The organism is Alteromonas sp. B31-7, assembly GCF_015767655.1.
GTDB lineage: Bacteria > Pseudomonadota > Gammaproteobacteria > Enterobacterales > Alteromonadaceae > Alteromonas > Alteromonas australica.
In genome coordinates this window covers 1,815,691-1,833,996 of record NZ_CP065233.1, presented here as the reverse complement: position 1 = coordinate 1,833,996, position 18,306 = coordinate 1,815,691, and the positions used below count along the sequence as shown (strand labels likewise).

General features: G+C 44.9%; 12 protein-coding genes. 1 reads left to right on the top strand and 11 read right to left on the bottom strand.

All coding sequences use genetic code 11. The annotated features are described in order from the left end of the window. Nucleotide 1: 1 nt before the first annotated feature. The 6 genes from IUA53_RS07755 to IUA53_RS07730 form a co-directional block, all read right to left on the bottom strand. On the bottom strand, nucleotides 2-2,872 hold the full coding sequence (locus tag IUA53_RS07755; protein ID WP_196899016.1) for a DUF349 domain-containing protein: 2,871 nt from the start codon (nucleotides 2,870-2,872) through the stop codon (nucleotides 2-4). Continuing rightward, nucleotides 2,862-3,155: a YeaC family protein gene (locus IUA53_RS07750; RefSeq protein WP_044057350.1), complete on the bottom strand. Its 294-nt coding sequence runs from the start codon at nucleotides 3,153-3,155 to the stop codon at nucleotides 2,862-2,864. The genes IUA53_RS07755 and IUA53_RS07750 overlap by 11 nt, the downstream gene beginning before the upstream one ends. Then, a complete protein-coding gene (locus IUA53_RS07745) occupies nucleotides 3,155-3,481 on the bottom strand; it encodes a Zn-ribbon protein (protein WP_044057351.1) in 327 nt (108 codons plus the stop codon). Before IUA53_RS07745 ends, IUA53_RS07750 begins: the two co-directional genes overlap by 1 nt. Nucleotides 3,482-3,662: 181 nt before the next feature. After that, nucleotides 3,663-5,321 (bottom strand): alanine/glycine:cation symporter family protein, encoded by a 1,659-nt coding sequence (locus tag IUA53_RS07740; protein ID WP_044057352.1) that lies wholly within the window; start codon nucleotides 5,319-5,321, stop codon nucleotides 3,663-3,665. A gap of 97 nt (nucleotides 5,322-5,418) precedes the next feature. Further along, a complete protein-coding gene (locus IUA53_RS07735; RefSeq protein WP_196899014.1) occupies nucleotides 5,419-6,546 on the bottom strand; it encodes a M14 family metallopeptidase in 1,128 nt (375 codons plus the stop codon). A 156-nt stretch (nucleotides 6,547-6,702) separates the two neighbouring features. After that, nucleotides 6,703-8,148 carry a glyceraldehyde-3-phosphate dehydrogenase gene (locus tag IUA53_RS07730; RefSeq protein ID WP_044057354.1) on the bottom strand — a complete coding sequence of 482 codons (1,446 nt, stop codon included), beginning with the start codon at nucleotides 8,146-8,148 and terminating at the stop codon, nucleotides 6,703-6,705. A 123-nt stretch (nucleotides 8,149-8,271) separates the two neighbouring features. On the opposite strand from IUA53_RS07730, the gene IUA53_RS07725 reads away from it, so the two are divergent. After that, entirely contained in the window at nucleotides 8,272-9,165 is an 894-nt protein-coding gene (locus tag IUA53_RS07725) for a DUF2989 domain-containing protein (RefSeq protein WP_196899013.1), read from the top strand. Nucleotides 9,166-9,338: 173 nt separating this feature from the next. Here IUA53_RS07725 and msrB read toward each other — a convergent pair whose 3' ends face one another. From msrB to malQ, 5 genes are all read right to left on the bottom strand, one after another. Beyond that, the gene (msrB, locus tag IUA53_RS07720) at nucleotides 9,339-9,737 is read right to left on the bottom strand and encodes a peptide-methionine (R)-S-oxide reductase MsrB (protein ID WP_044447776.1); all 399 of its coding nucleotides are present in this window, start codon (nucleotides 9,735-9,737) and stop codon (nucleotides 9,339-9,341) included. A 70-nt stretch (nucleotides 9,738-9,807) separates the two neighbouring features. Continuing rightward, complete coding sequence (gene gndA / locus IUA53_RS07715; RefSeq protein WP_196899011.1) at nucleotides 9,808-11,361, bottom strand: NADP-dependent phosphogluconate dehydrogenase; 1,554 nt, start codon at nucleotides 11,359-11,361, stop codon at nucleotides 9,808-9,810. 132 nt (nucleotides 11,362-11,493) lie between these two features. Beyond that, nucleotides 11,494-13,581 (bottom strand): glycogen debranching protein GlgX, encoded by a 2,088-nt coding sequence (gene glgX, locus IUA53_RS07710; protein ID WP_196899009.1) that lies wholly within the window; start codon nucleotides 13,579-13,581, stop codon nucleotides 11,494-11,496. A gap of 8 nt (nucleotides 13,582-13,589) precedes the next feature. Then, nucleotides 13,590-15,812: a 1,4-alpha-glucan branching protein GlgB gene (gene glgB / locus IUA53_RS07705; RefSeq protein ID WP_196899008.1), complete on the bottom strand. Its 2,223-nt coding sequence runs from the start codon at nucleotides 15,810-15,812 to the stop codon at nucleotides 13,590-13,592. A 105-nt stretch (nucleotides 15,813-15,917) separates the two neighbouring features. Beyond that, the gene (gene malQ, locus IUA53_RS07700; RefSeq protein WP_196899006.1) at nucleotides 15,918-18,113 is read right to left on the bottom strand and encodes a 4-alpha-glucanotransferase; all 2,196 of its coding nucleotides are present in this window, start codon (nucleotides 18,111-18,113) and stop codon (nucleotides 15,918-15,920) included. Between the last annotated feature and the right edge of the window lie 193 nt (nucleotides 18,114-18,306).

Here is an 18,306-nt window from a genome sequence, read left to right as displayed (position 1 = left end):
ATCAACCTAACCATTCAGGCCTAGCATTAACGACCGCAATAACGCGTTCAACTAAAGCGCCTTCATCCGCGGTAATATCACCTATTGCCACCCAATCTTCTAATAATTGAACAGGGTCTACCTGCTCACCATGTTCTAACTTGGCAGTCATCATGGTTAACTGAACATCGGTTCTTAGGTTAGCATCTGCTTCAGGCGTGGGCATTTCAGCCACCGCTTCAAGTGCCACGGTTAACCAGTGTCGACTGTGGCTGGCTCCGCTAGCGTGTGAAAATAAATTTGTCCAGCGTTTACCCAACAAGGCCGCATGGCTTTCGCTATTTTTAAGTGCCTCGTCGGCTCCCTCAAGCTTACACCTCAATTGCTCGGCAAAAGCCGTAGCACGCGCGTCCTGCTGGGCTTTTTTGTGAGCAATTTTTGCTTTATCACGGCTGGCGGTAAGCGTGGCGATCCGCTTTTGTAGTTTGGCGTTAAGGCCATGGGGCAAGCCTGCCGCAGCTTCTTCAACACGCGCGATAATGTCGTTGACTTCGCTTTCATTAGCCGCCTCATCAGCGGTAGACAGCGAATCCATCAATTGGGAAAATTGCGCATCAAATTCGTTAGATTGTGCCTTCCTTTGCGCTTTTAATCGTTCAAACAAGGTATCGTTGGCTTGTTTAAAGCTTTTCCATAACCGGCTCTCGTCTCGCTTTCCTGCATGACCAATGGTTTTCCATTGAGCTTGTAACTGCTGGGCTTTTTCAGATGCACCCGCAAGCGCTTCAGCCCCGGCCAGTTGTTCAGCTTCTGCCACTAACGCCTGTTTCTGTTCTTTATTGGCCATGTTCCAAGCATGAATTTTATCTTGTGCTGGAGCAATTGCCGTTTTCCACGCGCGTTTAAGTGACTCGTAGTCTTTCTTATCTACTTGACCCGCTTGGTGCCATGCCTTACTCAGTCTATCTACCACTTTCACCACAGTAGCTTCAGGCTGGCTGAGATCAATTGACTGCGCATCGGCAACAATTGCTTCACGAACCAGTTTGGCTTCTTCCCGCTTAGCATCCATGTCGGCGTAGTAATCTCGGCAAGGTTGAAATGCCTGCTCCAGGGCGTCATCAAATGCCACCTGCAACGTATCTTTATCTTCTGCACTACTTCCAAGAGAAAGCCATTGTTGTCGCAAATACCGAATAGACTCGGTTCTTGATTTCACGTCTTCCATGGGTGTCAATGCTAGTCGCTTCGCCTCTTCAAGTAACGCTGGCTTGCGAGGGCCAGCAATATAAGACTGCCAGCCTTCTAAACGAGAAATTTCCTCAGCAACGCCTTCAAAACGCTTTGCTACTGCTTTTTGTGTACCTTCATCACTGCTACTGACAAGTTCACGAACTTTCTCAAACTTTGCCATGGCCGCACGATATCGACCTTGCTCAATCAGGCTTTCAATCACACTCAGTTGCTTTCTGCATTGACGAAGTTTAGCGTCAATGTTGGCTTTTTCCTGCACGTGTTGCTTATTAATACGGGCACTGGCTTTTTTCCAACGTGACATCAAACCTTTAGGTATTGAAGAAAGTTGCGCCTTAAGCCCATCAAACTTTTCGTTAAGTGCGTTGAATTCTACTTTGACGTCGACCACGTTATTCGATTGACTATCGGCTTTTTCCTCAACGCTTTCTACCTGAGATTCCGCTGAGTCAGACTTCAAGGTATCAGTGGCGGCGGTTACAGTGTCAGCCAGGGATTCCGCGTCGGCAATAACAACCAATAGTTTTTGGGCGTACTGCTGTTGCATAGAAAACGCTGTTATTTTTTCATTCAACTGCGATAGTGTCTGTGTTGTTTTATCAACCAGGCTTGAATTTGCCGACGTATTTTCAAGGTGCTCGAATGTCGCCTCTAACGCACGTACCGACTCATTAACCACGGCGACGTCAGCAATGGTTGCATCGCATAATCGCTCGTAATAAAGCCAATCGACTTGCTGAATAGCATGCTTGCGCTGCTCGTTGCACAAGGCCTCCAGCTTTTCGATATGCGCTTTAGCCTGCTTGGCTTCCCATTCTGGACGAAGGCGGGCAAGGTAGCGCTCTAATGATTGCGAAATACGCAGGTATTTTTGCTCAACCTCGTCCTTATCTTGTTCAGATAAAATGGAAGCTTCACGTAAAAGCGCTTTATAATCACCTTCAAGCGTTGCTTGCTTATCCTCTATATCTTCCACATCACTCTTGTCTAACAAGGCATTGTATTTTGACAGGCATAAAGTGATTTCTCGCAATAAGCGTTTGGGTTTCTCGCTGGCTTCTTTATGGGCGTTAACCCGCGCTTGTACCTCAGAATGAATGGCCTGCCCTTTGGTTTTCTTTTCCAGCTTTTGTAGCAAAGACAAATCATCTATCATCGATAGCATAACCGCCTGAAGTTCACCGCTAGCGTAGTGTAAAAACACGTTTTGGAAGAAGGCTGGCTTGGCGACTTTTTCAATTAACACTTTAGCCAAAGAAATATCGTGCAATAATTCAGGGTCAGCAAGGACAACCTGCTGTACTAAATCGCCACTGGCCGATTCTTTTAGAAATGCGGCTTTTTCGGCTCGGGAAATCGTAATTTCTCCTTCGCCCATTAGACACGCTAACACCACTTTGTTTGCTGTACGTTGTACACGTTCATGCTTAGCAATCTGGGACATCTTTTGCCATAACACGAAAGACCCCAGCTTATTTAAGGCGTCTAAGCTGACATCGGCATTTTCATCATTAAACGCCAACTCGTGTAATAGTGTTTTATCTGTGGGTTTTTCCGGTGATAGATTTTTTATGGCTTCCCGTCTTTTTTCGGGATTCTGACTGGTGTGAGAAGGAGCAAATAACCGACTAAATATCATCCTGTTTAAACCGCGCTATGGTGTTGTTATCATCACTGTCGCCTTGGAGGGCGCGTTTGAATTCTTGCTTGCTTTTATGCACTATTTCACCGTTTTCATTCACGGTCATGTGTTCCGAAGACTTCGCAATTTTTGCCTGATACAGCAAAACGGCTTGCATACTGCTCGCTTTTTGATCGTCACTTAACGGCGTACCATCCGGCCACTTACCTGTTTCCACTGCACTACGCAGGCGTTCATAAACGTCTGCGGTCATGCTGTTTACTAATACATCTATATTCATCAAGAAAATCGTTTAATTAATACTGTTCTTACGCGGTTCACAAGATACCACACAAAGCCCGTGATACTGCAAACAATCGCCAGGTTATGCTGTAAATCTCCTGGACGAGTACCGCCCCAATACATAAAAGCAAACCCTGCTACAAATATTAGCATGGCTAGCAATGACTGATTTTGAATACTTTGTAATTTCTTAAATTTTTGTAGCTGCTGCTTACGCTCAATATCTTCAGCCGAAGCGTTGCCAATGCGAAAGTCACAGTGGGGGCAAACTTTTGCTTTGTCTGAGGTCTTTTTGTTACATGAAGGACAATTGACGAGTGCCATTTTTTGCTCCTGTTTGTGTTGATAAAAATAACCAGGCAGCATTGGTTGCGCGAATGATGAAAAGAAACCTGATAAGAAAATGGCGAGCAGAAGCGCTTATTAAAAAATCAGAATAAAAAATGCGCGAGAGTGTAAACTTCTTGCTACCACGTTTACATCCTCACGCATTCACCATTAGCGATTACTTTTTAGTTCTAGACCAATAATCGTTCATGGTTTCTTTCATTTCTTTACTTAGCAGAACAATACCAAATAGGTTCGGTAAAGTCATTATTACGATTGCTACTGCCGATAATGCCCACACCAAGGTAGTATCAGATACGGCGGCCCAAACAAAGCCCGCAACGTAAATGACTCGATAAGGCATGACAGAACGTGGACCAAGCAGATATGTCATTGCCCTATCGCCGTAATAAGACCATGCAATTGCTGTAGAAAAAGCAAATAGCATAAGCCCGATAGAAACAATGTACTGACCAAAATTACCGAAGAAACCACGAGTAAACGCGATCGTCGTTAATGCTGCCGAGTGAACCAATGACTTACCGCTTACTTCTAAATTTTGCTTTAACGGTTTACCGTCTTCTATGGTTAATGTACCAGTAAATAAATCTTCACTTCCCACTGAATAGGTTACGTCTTCTGCAATTGAACGAGAGTTAAGTAACGTATAGCCATCACTTACTGCCGTTCCGTTAACAACCGTAATTGTACCGTTGTAGGGCTCTATCGCCGTAAGATCGATTTCATTAAGATAGCTAAATAGCTTTTCAACATCAGCTTGTTTATTCTCTTCGTACTTCCCTTCAACAAAAAGCATGTCAGAACGATCGAACACATTTTGGTGCTTCTCATTCCATACCCCTGAAGACAAAATAACTAAACCCGTGATGGTACAAATAATAATGGTGTCGATAAAAGGTTCAAGTAATGAAACCATCCCTTCTGACGCTGGCTCTTTTGTTTTCGCCGCGGCATGGGCAATAGGCGCTGAACCTTGACCCGCTTCGTTAGAAAACAGACCTCGGTTTACACCACGGTTAAAAGCATAGGTTAATGACGCTCCAAGGAAGCCACCCGCTGCCGCCGACCCAGTAAAGGCATCGCTAATAACGGCGGCAAAAGAAGGGCCAATGTTCTCGATATTGGCAAAAATAACGGCTAGCGCACCAATAAGGTAAATAACCGCCATGACAGGCACAACACGCGCAGTGAACGCTGCAATGCGTTGAATACCACCAAGAATAACCAGCGCAAGTAAGATACCCAGTACGCTACCCACCATCCAAGGCTCAAAGCCAAACGTCGCTTCAATACTTTGTGCAATACCGTTACTTTGGGGAAGGTTTCCTGTACCAAACGAGCTAACCACAGTGGCAATAGCAAAAGCCACCGCCAACCATTTCATATTCAAGCGGCGGTCCATATAGTACATAGGGCCACCCGCCATGGTGCCATCTTCTGTTTTCACTCGATACTTGTGGGAAAGGGTTACTTCAACAAACTTTGTTGTCATACCTAAAAAGGCCGTCACCCACATCCAAAATAATGCCGCTGGACCACCTAAAAAGATAGCAAACGCCACACCACTGATATTACCTGTACCCACAGTGCCAGAAAGTGCTGTGGTTAACGCGCGAAAATGCGTGGTATCCCCTGGATCGCTTTCTTTGTCGAATTTACCTGTAACGACTTGCCAGGCGTGTTTGAAAAACCGTATTTGTGGGAATTTAAGATAAATGGTGAAAAATAGACCCACACCAAGTAACACATAGGGAAACCAACCTGCACTCCCCAAAAACCCGTCGATCAGGATAAGAAAACTATATAACCCTTCCAAGGTAACACCCCTTCTTTATATTGTTGTTATGATTTCTATTATTGTATTTTTTTGCATGCCCTGGAACCCAAGGCATGCATAGTGATTTCGCTATTTATTATTTAAGTGCATTCACAACCGCGTTAACGGCGATAAGTAAATCTTCACCTAGTTGTTCGCTACGCTGAACCGACCAACCATACAGTTTGTCAGGTAAATCAGCATTATCTTTAAACGGCATTTCAACGGTATAAGCCATGCAGTTAAACTTTTCACCCACTGCATTCGATGCCACCGCCAAATTAGCTTCGCCTGGCGCGTCTTTATCGTAACCGAACTCATCCTGAAATTCTGGTGTTGCATTCAATAAAGCCTGTTTAAAGGTATTTTCTAATGCTTCAATTTCAGAGTTATAACTTGGATTTCCTTCCGTGCCTGCCACAAAGTTGTACGGCAATGCCTCATCGCCGTGCAAATCAAGGTACATATCTACGCCGATTTGCGACATAGCGTTAAGTACATAAAGTACCTCGGGGCTCTTCTCTTTCGTAGGTTCAGCCCACTCGCGGTTAAGGTTTGTGCCTACGGCGTTAGTTCTTAAATGCCCGCGTGCACTGCCATCTGGATTCATGTTTGGCACAATATAGAACACCGCTTTATCCAGCAATTGTCGAGCCAGTCCGTCTTGTTCATCCAGTAAGCGATAAATGATACCCTGTGCGCACCATTGTGCCATTGTTTCACCAGGATGCTGGCGCGCTGTAATCCATACTTTTTTCTTCTCAGGCGTTTCCTCACCAATAACCAGCATAGACATATCTCTGCCATCAAGGGTTAAGCCGAGGAATCGATGTTCACACAGTAAAGCATTTTGCGCTTCGTGAATAAGGTCGAGGTGACGTTCGTAGCTATAAGGAATAAAGTAAGCAAAATAGACGCTGGGCTGTTCTAGCGTTAATGAGAACGTCAGATTGTCGCCATCAAAGTCGCTCGGCACTCTGAACCAGTTTTGACGGTCGTAGGAAGCAAGTACGTTGTAGTCCTTCCAACCCTCTGGATATGCCGACGTTGCTAACTCAGCAATGGTCATAGTATGGGTAACAAAGGCTTCCCCCACTAAGCGAAAATGAAACCATTGTGCAAAATCAGACTGATTGTCTTTGGGGATAGTTAAAAGAATATCTTCAGGGCTTTTTGCCCGCACAACATGAATGTTGCCGCTGTCAAATTGACTGGAAATATGCATAGACTGTCGTTTTCCTAATTATTTGTGCGCTAATTTAGCATAGACAACAACAAAAATACCACGCGCAGCGCGATGAATTAAAGTGAAGCCATCTTCAATTTGTTTACACATATAAAAAAACCGACCGCAAGGGTCGGTTTCTTGTTCATTTTCTTATTAAAGAGGCAGGGTCGGAAAGCTTAAGCCGGCCATATCTCGTACCACTCTCATCACTTGGCAGCTATAACCAAATTCGTTGTCGTACCACACATAAAGGGTAAGGCGATTATCTTGCGCGATGGTAGCTTGAGAATCTACCACAGACGCGGCCCGTGACCCCACTAAGTCAGTGGACACAATTTCTTTACTGGCGGTATAGTCTATCTGATGTTGCAGTGGCGAGAACAATGCGGTGTCACGCAAAAACTCATTCACGGCTAATTTGTCTGTGGTGGTTTTTAGGTTGAGGTTTAAAATAGCCAAAGACACATTCGGGGTAGGCACGCGGATGGCGTTGCCCGTTAGTTTACCCGCCAATTTCGGGTAGGCTTTAGACACCGCTTTGGCAGCGCCTGTTTCCGTAATAACCATGTTCAGCGGCGCGCTTCGGCCCCGTCTGTCACCTTTATGGTAGTTATCAATGAGATTTTGATCGTTAGTGTACGAGTGAACGGTTTCTACATGTCCATTTTCAATGCCATACTCTTCATCTAATGCTTTTAGTACCGGCGTAATGGCATTTGTCGTACAACTCGCTGCAGATACAATAGTATCTTGCGGCGTCACTTCCTCGTGGTTTACACCATGAACTATATTTTTAATGTCGCCTTTGCCTGGCGCTGTAAGGATAGCTTTCGCAGCCCCTTTTGCCTTGAGGTGCAGCCCTAACCCATCTTTATCACGCCAAATACCGGTATTATCAATAATAATTGCGTTATCAATACCGTACTGGGTGTAATCCACTTCATCTGGACTGTTCGCGTAAATAACCTGAATAAATGAACCGTTTGCTTTTAACGCATTGCGCTCTTCATCTACTGTGATACTGCCATTAAATGGCCCATGTACTGAGTCTCTACGCAATAAGCTTGCACGTTTTTCGAGATCGCCGTCTCGGCCACCACGAACCACAATAGCGCGCAGCCTTAGCTTGTTGTTTTTGCCTTGTCTTTCGATAAGTAAACGGGCTAACAAACGACCGATTCGGCCAAAACCATACAACACAACATCTTGTGGCTGTTGGCTATCGTCTTTATCAACAACTTCGCTTAACTTGTCTCGCAAATAGGCGTTAAGGTCGTCTTTGTCTACCGCCGACCCGTAGTTAAAGTCAAACGCTAACTTACCCACATCAATTTGTGCAGGGGCCAGTTTCATCTCACTAAGGGCGGCCACGATGGGGTAGCTTTCACGAAGGCGTAATTTAATCCCCTCATGCAACCGTACTTTTCGATGGGCTTTAATGACATCAATAGCACTGGCGTTTAAGAGTGAGCGACCGTATACGGAGATTTCTACGGCATTGTTACGGTAAAGTTTACCAATGAGAGGCAGCATCATTTCTGCGTATTCTTGGCGTTCTTGCCAGCTACTTTGTAGTTCCTGTTCAAACTGTTGGTTCATTCTTTTACCTTGATTGGCGTAAATTAACTGTAAGAGGCACGTCAGTTTTTTAAAGTTTTAGGGTACACTAGGTGAGTTATTCGTCTGACGGTGACGAGCAGTATCTTAATCAAACAGACAGGGATGACCAAATTGTTGATAAATTTCAATAAAAATAAGAAAACACAGTTTTTAGCTCGATTATTTAGTAATTTTTCCACATTTTCAGGAAAACCATTAGCGATTGTGCTTCTCGCGTTTCTGCTATCGAGTTGCAGCGAGTGGTTTGAGCCCACCATTTCAGAGATATGTAACACCCAGCCAAACCTGTGTCTGGACTTAAGCTTAGATGCCCGTTGCCGTTTTGAACGGGCTGAAATAATACGCCTAAGATACAACCACAAAGATGATACTTCAGAGGCGTATAAATACCCTCTTCTCCTAGCGTTTGAGAAGTATTTAGTGTGTGTAGAAGAAGTGCAGCACATTGAACATATAAGGCGTAAAGGCAAAGAAGCAACACGCCTAAAAGGCGTTATTACTGCGCAACGGGAATTGAAACGGTTAGCGCGAGAAACCAAAGCGTCGCTGGATCCGTACTTGTCTTATTATCATTGGACGCGCTTTGGTGATGAACAAGCATTTAATCGCTTCGAGCGTTATGCAGCTAGCCAGCGCATTAGCGACCCAAGCTTATTAGTAGCCCTTGCTTCGGTGCAAGTAAAAACCGACGCTAAAAAGACAGTAGCCACCTTGTATCGTGCGTTAAGTTTATACGATGATAGCGATGATGTTGACCTAGCCATTTATCATTCTTTATACACATTAGCCCTTGATAGTGAAAAGTATCGTATGGCTTATGTGTGGATGGCAGTAGCAGCAGAGTACGATGAACGTATGAATTTAGACCAGGCTAGCTATCTAAAAGAAAACCATAACTTGCCAGTCTCTATATTAGATAAAATTGTCGACGATATTGTGAAGGCGTTAGATGAAGGCAGCTTTAACGCAAACAAGCTGCTTTTAGATAAACTCTAGATTATGAAAATGAATTACACCTAGATTACCTCTAAAAAAATAAAAAAAACGCGCTTTAAGCGCGTTTTTTATCTCTTGGCAACGGGCAAGACACCCCAAGCAGTACGTTTTTTAATCAATTGTTTACCTTTATAACCGCGCCGCTGTATTGTTGCGGTAAACTCACTTCTGCCTTATCCCTTTACCACACTACTGTCTTTACCTTTAAAGGTAAGCGATAAAGAATTCACACAGTATCGTTGCCCTGTCGGTTCTGGTCCATCAGGGAATACATGCCCTAAATGAGCCTCACACTGCTTACACAATATTTCTACTCTGTGCATTCCATGAGTGTGATCTTCTCGGTAATCGACGTTTGCATCATCTAGCTGTTGGTAAAATGAAGGCCAGCCGCACCCTGCGTCAAATTTTGTATCAGACGAGAACAAGGGTGCGCCACAGCATTTACAGACATAAAGTCCCTCACGGGTTTCATCAAGCAACACGCCAGTAAAGGGTCGTTCCGTGGCGGCTTGTCTGCACACGCGGTACTCATCTTCAGATAATTTATCTTTCCATTCCTGCTGCGACATATTTCCCCCAAAAAAACAAAAAAGGTGTATCTAATCATAGATACACCTTACAACTATTACCTTTTCGGTACTAACGTTTTATAGACGTTTGCGGCCGGTTTGGATCGCTCCATTCAAGGTGATATTTCTTACCAGCTGGTTTGTCTACACGTTGGTAGGTATGCGCACCAAAATAGTCTCTTTGACCCTGCAACAAGTTTGCAGGTAATACAGCCGTGCGATAAGAGTCGTAGTAACTCAATGCAGACATCATTGAGGGGCAAGGTACGCCGGCAAGCGTAGCCTGCGCAATTGATTCACGCCAATCTGACTGATACTGTGTAATTTGCTCGGCAAAGAAAGGGTCTAACAACAAATTGTCCAGTTCTTCGTTGTTCTCATACGCCTTTGAAATAGACTGCAAGAAAACGGCACGGATGATACAACCTGCGCGCCAAATTTTTGCAATTTCGCCAAACTCAAGATTCCAACCATGTTCTTTGCCCGCCATCGCCATTAATTGGAAGCCTTGGGCATAGGCGCAAATTTTTGAACAATAAAGTGCGTGCTCTAGCTTATCAATAATGGCCTGCTTTTGATCATCATCGAAGCTTACGCTTGCTGGCCCTGCTAACAATTTACTTGCAGCAACACGTTCGTCTTTTAGTGAAGAGATACTGCGAGCAAATACTGCCGACGTGATGGTTTGTGCGGGACTGCCAACTTCAAGTGCGCTGACAGCCGTCCACAATCCTGTTCCCTTTTGACCAGCACGGTCTAGAATAACATCAACGAGAGGTTGCTCTGTTTCGGGGTCACACTGCTCTAGCACGTCGGCACTGATTTCAATCAGGTAACTATTTAACTTCCCTTCATTCCATTTTCGGAAAACCGCGGCAATATCAGCTGGTGTCATATCAAGGGCTTCACGCATAATGTGATAGGTTTCACATATTAGCTGCATGTCGGCATATTCGATGCCGTTGTGTACCATTTTCACGTAGTGACCAGCGCCAATGGGACCAATATAAGTCGCGCATGGCTCCCCTTCTAGCACAGGATTTCCTGGTGTAAAGCTTTCTATCGGTTTTCCCGTGATAGCATCCGCTTTTGCAGAAATCGCCTTTAATACAGGCTCTATACGTGTCCACGCGTAAGGGTTACCTGAAGGCATCAGTGAGGGACCAAACCTAGCACCCACTTCACCACCAGATACAGCGGTTGAGAAAAAGATGAACTTGCCCTTGTATTGCGCTTCACGAGCCACAGAGTCGGTCCAAAGACTGTTCCCTGTATCGACAACGATATCGTCAGCGTGAATACCCGCATCAATTAAGTGATGACATACGTGATCAACAGGGTCGCCTGCAGGTACGGAAATGATAATAAGATGAGGGGCTTTTAATTTGCTCAGCAGTTCAGTGTAAGAACTGCAGCCTTCAACCCGAGGGGCAACACCTTCGCCACGCTCACTGGCGTCTTTAGCCAAAATAGATTCTACTTTAGGTTGATCTAAGTCGAAACATGCCACGCGGTAACCGTGGTCAACTAAGTTCATGGTAAGGTTACTTCCCATGACCCCTAAACCGATAAAACCAATGTCACACGCGTTCAAATCGTGCTGTTTACCACCTTCACTTTGCATAGGATAACCCTCACTTTTCAGATGGGAGCGCATGATACCACCAACATACGCAAAGAACAGTATTCACGAGTGAAATAAATCCCATCTGTTTTATTTGCCATCAAAGGTAAAGCTTATATCGGTATTTCTTCCCTACCTTTGGATTTCGCTAAAGCTAAATAATGAAATGGATCGAGCAGCTTGCATAAACACCTGCTGGATACAAATATTGGGCTGCTCTTGCAAAGAGGAGTAACGGGTGTCCAAGCGCAGTGTCCATCCCCCATTTGGCGACAACGTAGGCAACTGAAAGCGCACGTCGTTATCACCTGCGTTAAAACACAAAAACCAGTGTTCAGGAGTGTGTTCATCCAATGCGCACCCTCTTATTTCTACGCCAAAGGCTTTGTTGTGCTTTTCATTCCAATCTTCTGATGCCTTATCGCTACCATCGGGTTTAAACCAATTTACGTGGCTTACGTTGCGTGTAACGGTGAAATCATCATCGTCTAACCTGACTTCACTTAGCAACGAAGACGCCCGTTTTAAGGCTATGACGTACTTACAAAAGTCGAGAAAGTCCTGTTTTCGTTTATTCATTTCCCAGTTCAGCCAACTGATGGAATTGTCTTGGCAGTACGCATTATTGTTGCCTTGTTGGCTACGGCTTAACTCATCGCCGCCTAATACATGGGGCGTGCCCTGAGAAAAAATAAGGGTGGCGAATAAGTTGCGCTTCTGTCGCTCTCTAAGCGTAAGAATATCCGGGTCTTTTGTATCACCTTCAACACCGTAATTGGCAGACAAGTTATGGCCGTGACCATCTCTGTTATCTTCTAAATTCGCTAAGTTATGCCGCTCGGCATAACTCACTAAGTCATGAAGTGTGAAGCCATCGTGATAAGTGACATTGTTCACCGACGTTGAGATATGTCGGTAGCCCTTGTGAAATACATCTCTTGAGCCCATTAACCGGGTAGCAAAATCCGGCGTCACACCCTCATCACCACGCCAAAATGCGCGAACCGTATCGCGGTATTTGTCGTTAACTTCTAACCATGGCGTAGGGAAATTCCCCAACTGATAGCCTCCAGGACCTATATCCCAAGGTTCTGCAATCAATACCTTGTTACGCAAAAAAGGGTCTTGGCCTATCGCGCGAATTAACCCCGAATAGCGGTTAAAAACTTGTGGCTCTCGACCTAAACTCACGGCTAAATCAAAACGGAAACCGTCTACCCCTATTGTCGTTACCCAAAAACGCATGGCGTCCAGAATCAAGGTCATCATATAGGGGTGAGAAGTATTCACCGTATTTCCGCAACCGGAATGATTGGAGTAAACCAATTCTCCACGTTTAGTTTGTTCAAGTAGGTAGGCTTGGTAAGGACACAGCCCCTTAAAAGATAAGACAGGGCCGCCCTTTCCACTTTCAGCGGTATGGTTAAACACCACATCAACAATGACTTCAATACCAGCATGATGGTAGGTATCTACCATGGTTTTTATTTCAGCAAGTGCATCTTCGTTTGCATAGCGTGGCTCTGGTGCGAAAAAGTTAATGGGGTTGTACCCCCAATAATTAGTTAACCCCTTTTCGGTGATAAATGGCTCGGGCATAAAGGCGCACAAGGGCATAAACTGTACTGTGGTGACGCCCAGTTGCTTTATATGTTCAACCACAGAAGGGTGACATGCACCAAGGTATTTTCCCTGATGGGCTTTGGGCACCTCGGGGTGTAATTTAGTTAAGCCCTTAACGTGAGCTTCATAAACAATGCGTTTATGCTTGGCCACTTGTACTGGCGAACTCGACTGTGTGGAATAGACTTGCTCATTCACCACCACACACTTAGGGATCATAAACTGCGAATCGTGTTTGTATTGCCGCGCGTCCCAGTTTATGGGACGACTGAGCTTTTTGGCATAAGGATCAATAAGCAGTTTATCAGTGGGCGATGCATGAAGATCAAGGTCGCCACGCAATACGCGATATCCATAGAGTGCACCAGCTTCTATATCAGCAACAAAGCCGTGCCATACGTCACCGCTTTTTTCAGGCAAAACAATTTCTGCCCAAAGTTCTTCCGTGTCTCTATGGAAAATGCACAGAATAACCGCTTTGGCATCTGGCGCGTAAATGGCGAAATTACACCCGTGGTCAACCAAAGTGGCACCCAAGGGGTAGGCTTCTCCTACTGAAACCTGAAAGTCTTTGACAGCAGCAAGTACGGCGTCCACCCTTCTTCCTATTCAGTAACGTAAAACAATGTCGCTAATGGCGGCAGTGTGATTTCGACAGATTCTTTACAATCATTCCACGCAACCGGCTCACTTGATACTTGCTCAATAGTGGCATAGTCACTTCCCCAAAATAGCTGACTATCGGTATTTAGCGCAAGGCGTAATCGGCTATTTTGTTTAACGCCCAATCTGAAGTGCGTTCTTGGCACCGGCGTAAAGTTACTAATCACATAAACCTGTTGCTGTTTATCTTTAGCGTATCTTACGAAGGAAACAATACTTTGTTCAGCATTTCCGTGGTCAATCCATTGGAAACCCTGATGTTCATGATCCAGTTCATGGAGAGCAGGCGTGCTAGCATAAAGGCGATTTAGCGCCTTATAAAGCGCTTGTATACCCTTGTGCTTTTCATACTGTAACAAGTGCCAATCGAGGCCGCTATCATGATTCCACTCTCGTGACTGACCAATTTCATTACCCATAAAGTTGAGCTTTTTACCTGGGTGACCGTACATAAAGCCAGCGTAACATCTCAAATTTGCCGCTTGTTGCCATTCATCGCCAGGCATCTTTCCTATTAAGCTGCCCTTTCCGTGTACCACTTCATCGTGGGAAATTGGCAATACGAAATTCTCATCGAAGGCATAGACCATGCTAAATGTAATGTCACCGTGATGGTAATGCCTGTAGGCGGGATCTTTAGAAATGTAATGCAATGAATCGTGCATCCACCCCATATTCCATTTAAATCCAAAGCCTAATCCGCCATCAAATACAGGGCGAGATACTTTGGGAAATGAAGTTGATTCCTCAGCAATGGTCATGGCATCAGGGTAATGCTTGTAAACCTCTTCATTCATCCAACGCAGTAAACTAATTGCCTCGTAGTTTTCGTTTCCGCCGTCGACATTGGGGATCCACTCCCCCTCATTTCGGGAGTAATCCAAGTAAAGCATAGAGGCAACCGCATCGACACGCAGACCATCAATATGAAATTTATCTAGCCAAAATAACGCGTTGGCCACTAAAAACTGTCGTACGGTTTGCTTGCCGAAATCGTAGATACACGAGTTCCAATCTGGGTGCCAGCCTTTACGCGGATCTTCATATTCGTACACATGGGAACCGTCGAAGCGCGCCAGGCCATGCCCATCTTCAGGAAAATGTGCTGGCACCCAATCTATGATGACACCCACACCTGCTTGGTGGCATTGATCTACAAATTGCTTGAACTCATCAGGTTCGCCAAATCGGCTGGTGGGTGAAAACATACCCACGGGTTGATAGCCCCAAGAGCCATCAAAGGGGAATTCTGAAACGGGCAGTAATTCTATGTGGGTATACCCCATGTCTTTTACATAAGGAATTAATTGCTCACCCAACTCTTTGTAGGTCAAGTAGCGTTGTTCGCTATTATCTTCTGGCTTTTTCCACGACCCAAGGTGTACTTCATAAATACTCATAGGTTGATGGTATTTATCCGCTTTTCGCGCCGCCATCCATTCGCTGTCTTGCCATGTATAGCGAGAATGGTCGAAGATTTTAGACGCGTGGGAGGGGTACTGCTCTGCGCTAAAGCCTACAGGGTCTGCTTTGTGGGGTAACTCGAACCCCTGAGCATCTTTAATTTGATACTTATAACGTTCGCCTTCGCCAACAGCGGGAATAACAAGCACCCAAAAGCCGAGAGAGGTTTTTTGCATGGGATGAAGCCGTCCATCCCATTGGTTAAAATCGCCAATAACCGATACAGCGCTGGCATTAGGAGCGTAAACACAAAATCGCGTAGCACTTATGTTTTCTTTTTGTGTAAAAACGAGTTGTGCACCTGCTTGCTGATAGAGGTTTGCTGGCGCAGCATCGATATAATGAACGGCATGATACGCTTGCTCTTGAAATTGATAAGGATCAATGTAGCGATATGTGCTTGCCCCAAGGTTTACATCCCCTTGTTCGTTTCCACATTGGCCCACAGCACTGACAGAAACCACCACTGTATATACATATCTTTCTGCGATAGTTGGCGCTTCACCTTCAAACAGCCCAGTTTTGGTATTTAATGTTAGTACAAGGTCGTTAATTGATGCCGCTGATGGCCAGGTAAGCGTGATAGATTTCGCATCGGGTCGCCATACACGAATAATCAATGAGTTTTTATTATGAACGGGGCCTAAATGGCTGAAAGGCTGAGAACACGCGGCATGACTTAACTGTTGCGATATTTGCATTAAATACTCCTTTTAAAAGCCCGCTAATAGCGGGCTCTGTGCCTAAATGTAGGCAAAGGCGTGCGCAATTGCACACCAAACTCATCTTTTTACTCAATGAGATAGTTATTGGCTCGCTTTCAATCGAGCGTCCGTTAACCTAGCTGCTAATGCTGTTATATCATGGTTATCAAAGATGTCTTCAATATTTCGTGTTAGCTTTCGACGCCAGTTGGGGTATTCATTGAAGGTACCTGGAATATTGACGGGTTTATCCATTTCTAACCAATCTTCCAGCTGCAAACTCAATAATGCACTTGAGCCTCCGGCCATGTGAACCTGCATTCCAAAGTTTAACGCTTTCGTCATGCCTGTCATATTAACGTCGTGGCCAACCTCTTCAGACACTGAACCATGACCATGCAAGGTATTTAAAATCGCTTGCTTTTGTTGATGCCTATCAGCGTACAACACGTCTAAAATTTCGTCAGTGGGATATAGCCCAATGTCTTTACCTAACTCTAAGTCTAAACAGTGCCAATATCCAATGAGTGTGGGCATATCATGGGTGGTTAAGGTAGACATAGACTGAATAGGATAATGGCTCGGTGAAAAGAACCCACCATCCTCAGCTTGTTCAAAGAAAAACACACGATAAGAATACACACCGTTGTCTGCAAGTTTTGCGCGAATTTCTTCAGGTACTGTGCCTAAATCTTCACCAATCACTAAGCTTTCATTGCGATGGCTTTCTAACGCTAAAATTCCCAGTAGATCATCAACAGGGTAATAGACGTACCCGCCCTCTTTTGCATCATCACCTTTAACTACCCACCACAAGCGCAATAAAGCCATCACATGGTCGATGCGAAGTGAGCCAGACGATGCCATATTGGCCGCGAACAAATCGATAATGGGCTGATATGCTTGCTCGTACAATTTACGCGGGTCCATGGGTGGCAACCCCCAATTTTGACCTAATGGCCCCAGTACATCCGGCGGAGCCCCTACGCTGGCATTCGTGCAGTAGAGATCTTTATTTCCCCAAATTTCAGCGCTGCCTTCACTCACCCCGACCGCTAAATCACGGTACAAACCTATCGTCATGCCACAGTCTTTCGCTTTTTGGCTGGATGCCTCGAGTTGCTGAGCCGCAATCCACTGTAAGAATAAATAAAACTTTACTTCTTTCCCGTGGGCTTTTTTAAATTTTGCCACCGCAGGGTTATGATAATCTTTGTATTGCTCAGGGAATACCGGCCAGCCCCAACTCTCCTTACCGTCCTCTTTAAGGTGAGACTGCAATGCATCATAAACGGCTAGCATATCTAAGCTTTCTCCACCTTCACTAACAAAGGCTTTAAAGGCTTTATTTTGCTTGGTGTTTTTACGCAGATATCGCGCGTCGAATACATCAAATATTGCTTTCAACGCGGTAATCTTCAGATGAGCCACCGCGTCATAATCTACATGCTCAACTTGGCGGGCATGCGCTAATGTAGTTTGGAATGCCGGGTCGTTAACAATTGCTTGAACACCCTCATCTTCAAAACCCTCAACGGTAGTAGCATCTATATAGAGGTAATTTAGCCACCGGCGTGAACTAGGACCATAAGGAGAACACGCATTGGGGTTGGCCGGATATAGGGCATGTATGGGGTTTAGCCCAATAAAATCAGCGCCGACATTAGCCGCATTCTCGATTAACAAAGACAAATCACTAAAGTCGCCTATGCCCCAGTTTTTCTCACTTCGCACACAATATAATTGAACGCTAAGCCCCCAAATTTTTTTGCCCTCTTTGACACTTTGGGGCGTATAACAAGCGTGAGGCGCTATAATCAGTCTAGAGGTTGCAAACCCGTCGCCATCTGCACTCAAGGTTAGCGAGTGATAACCAAGAGGGAGTGTGAAAGGCAACGCAATAATGTATTCGTGAAATTCCACTTCATCGATGTGCGCCATGGTGGACATGGGGGCATCGATGGGAACGAAACGATGTTCGTGGGTGTCTCCATTTTCACAAGTGATTGTCATGACATGTTCATCGTTTACCAGTTCAATGGGCAAGCGAACCGCGCAATGCAATGGCTCATTGCTACGTATCACGTGTACAGGGTTAAGCGGAGATAACCAAACCGATTGAATATCATATGCAATTTGAGACTGAATTTTTTCGTCGCTCTCGGTGTCATAACCTAGCGTGTTGAGCAACTTGGCTTTACTCGACTCTGCGATGGTTGCTGGTTTTCCCCATGCATCAACGTATTGGGTTTCAATTCCGCGCATTTCAACCAGTTGTTGCAGAAGCTGTTGTGTCATTGTGAGTGATTCCTGTGTTCAGTGAAAGCCACTTTAAAGTCAGTGTGATACATGCGCAGCAAAAACAGTTGCGCGCAAATACAAATTTTTAACATTATTCTAGAAAGATGCGCTTAGGAAAACTGAATACGATTGCATAAGTACAAATTCGTAATTTTGCAACATTTTAGCTTTTTCTTTTGCCAATTATGGC

Excerpts from the sequence above, each read along its gene's own strand:
- gndA (WP_196899011.1), bottom strand. The coding sequence starts at position 11,361 with ATGCAAAGTGAAGGTGGTAAACAGCACGATTTGAACGCGTGTGACATT.
- IUA53_RS07730 (WP_044057354.1), bottom strand. The coding sequence starts at position 8,148 with ATGAACCAACAGTTTGAACAGGAACTACAAAGTAGCTGGCAAGAACGC.
- IUA53_RS07745 (WP_044057351.1), bottom strand. The coding sequence starts at position 3,481 with ATGGCACTCGTCAATTGTCCTTCATGTAACAAAAAGACCTCAGACAAA.
- IUA53_RS07750 (WP_044057350.1), bottom strand. The coding sequence starts at position 3,155 with ATGAATATAGATGTATTAGTAAACAGCATGACCGCAGACGTTTATGAA.
- IUA53_RS07725 (WP_196899013.1), top strand. The coding sequence starts at position 8,272 with ATGACCAAATTGTTGATAAATTTCAATAAAAATAAGAAAACACAGTTT.
- IUA53_RS07755 (WP_196899016.1), bottom strand. The coding sequence starts at position 2,872 with ATGATATTTAGTCGGTTATTTGCTCCTTCTCACACCAGTCAGAATCCC.
- malQ (WP_196899006.1), bottom strand. The coding sequence starts at position 18,113 with ATGACACAACAGCTTCTGCAACAACTGGTTGAAATGCGCGGAATTGAA.
- IUA53_RS07735 (WP_196899014.1), bottom strand. The coding sequence starts at position 6,546 with ATGCATATTTCCAGTCAATTTGACAGCGGCAACATTCATGTTGTGCGG.
- msrB (WP_044447776.1), bottom strand. The coding sequence starts at position 9,737 with ATGTCGCAGCAGGAATGGAAAGATAAATTATCTGAAGATGAGTACCGC.
- glgB (WP_196899008.1), bottom strand. The coding sequence starts at position 15,812 with ATGCAAATATCGCAACAGTTAAGTCATGCCGCGTGTTCTCAGCCTTTC.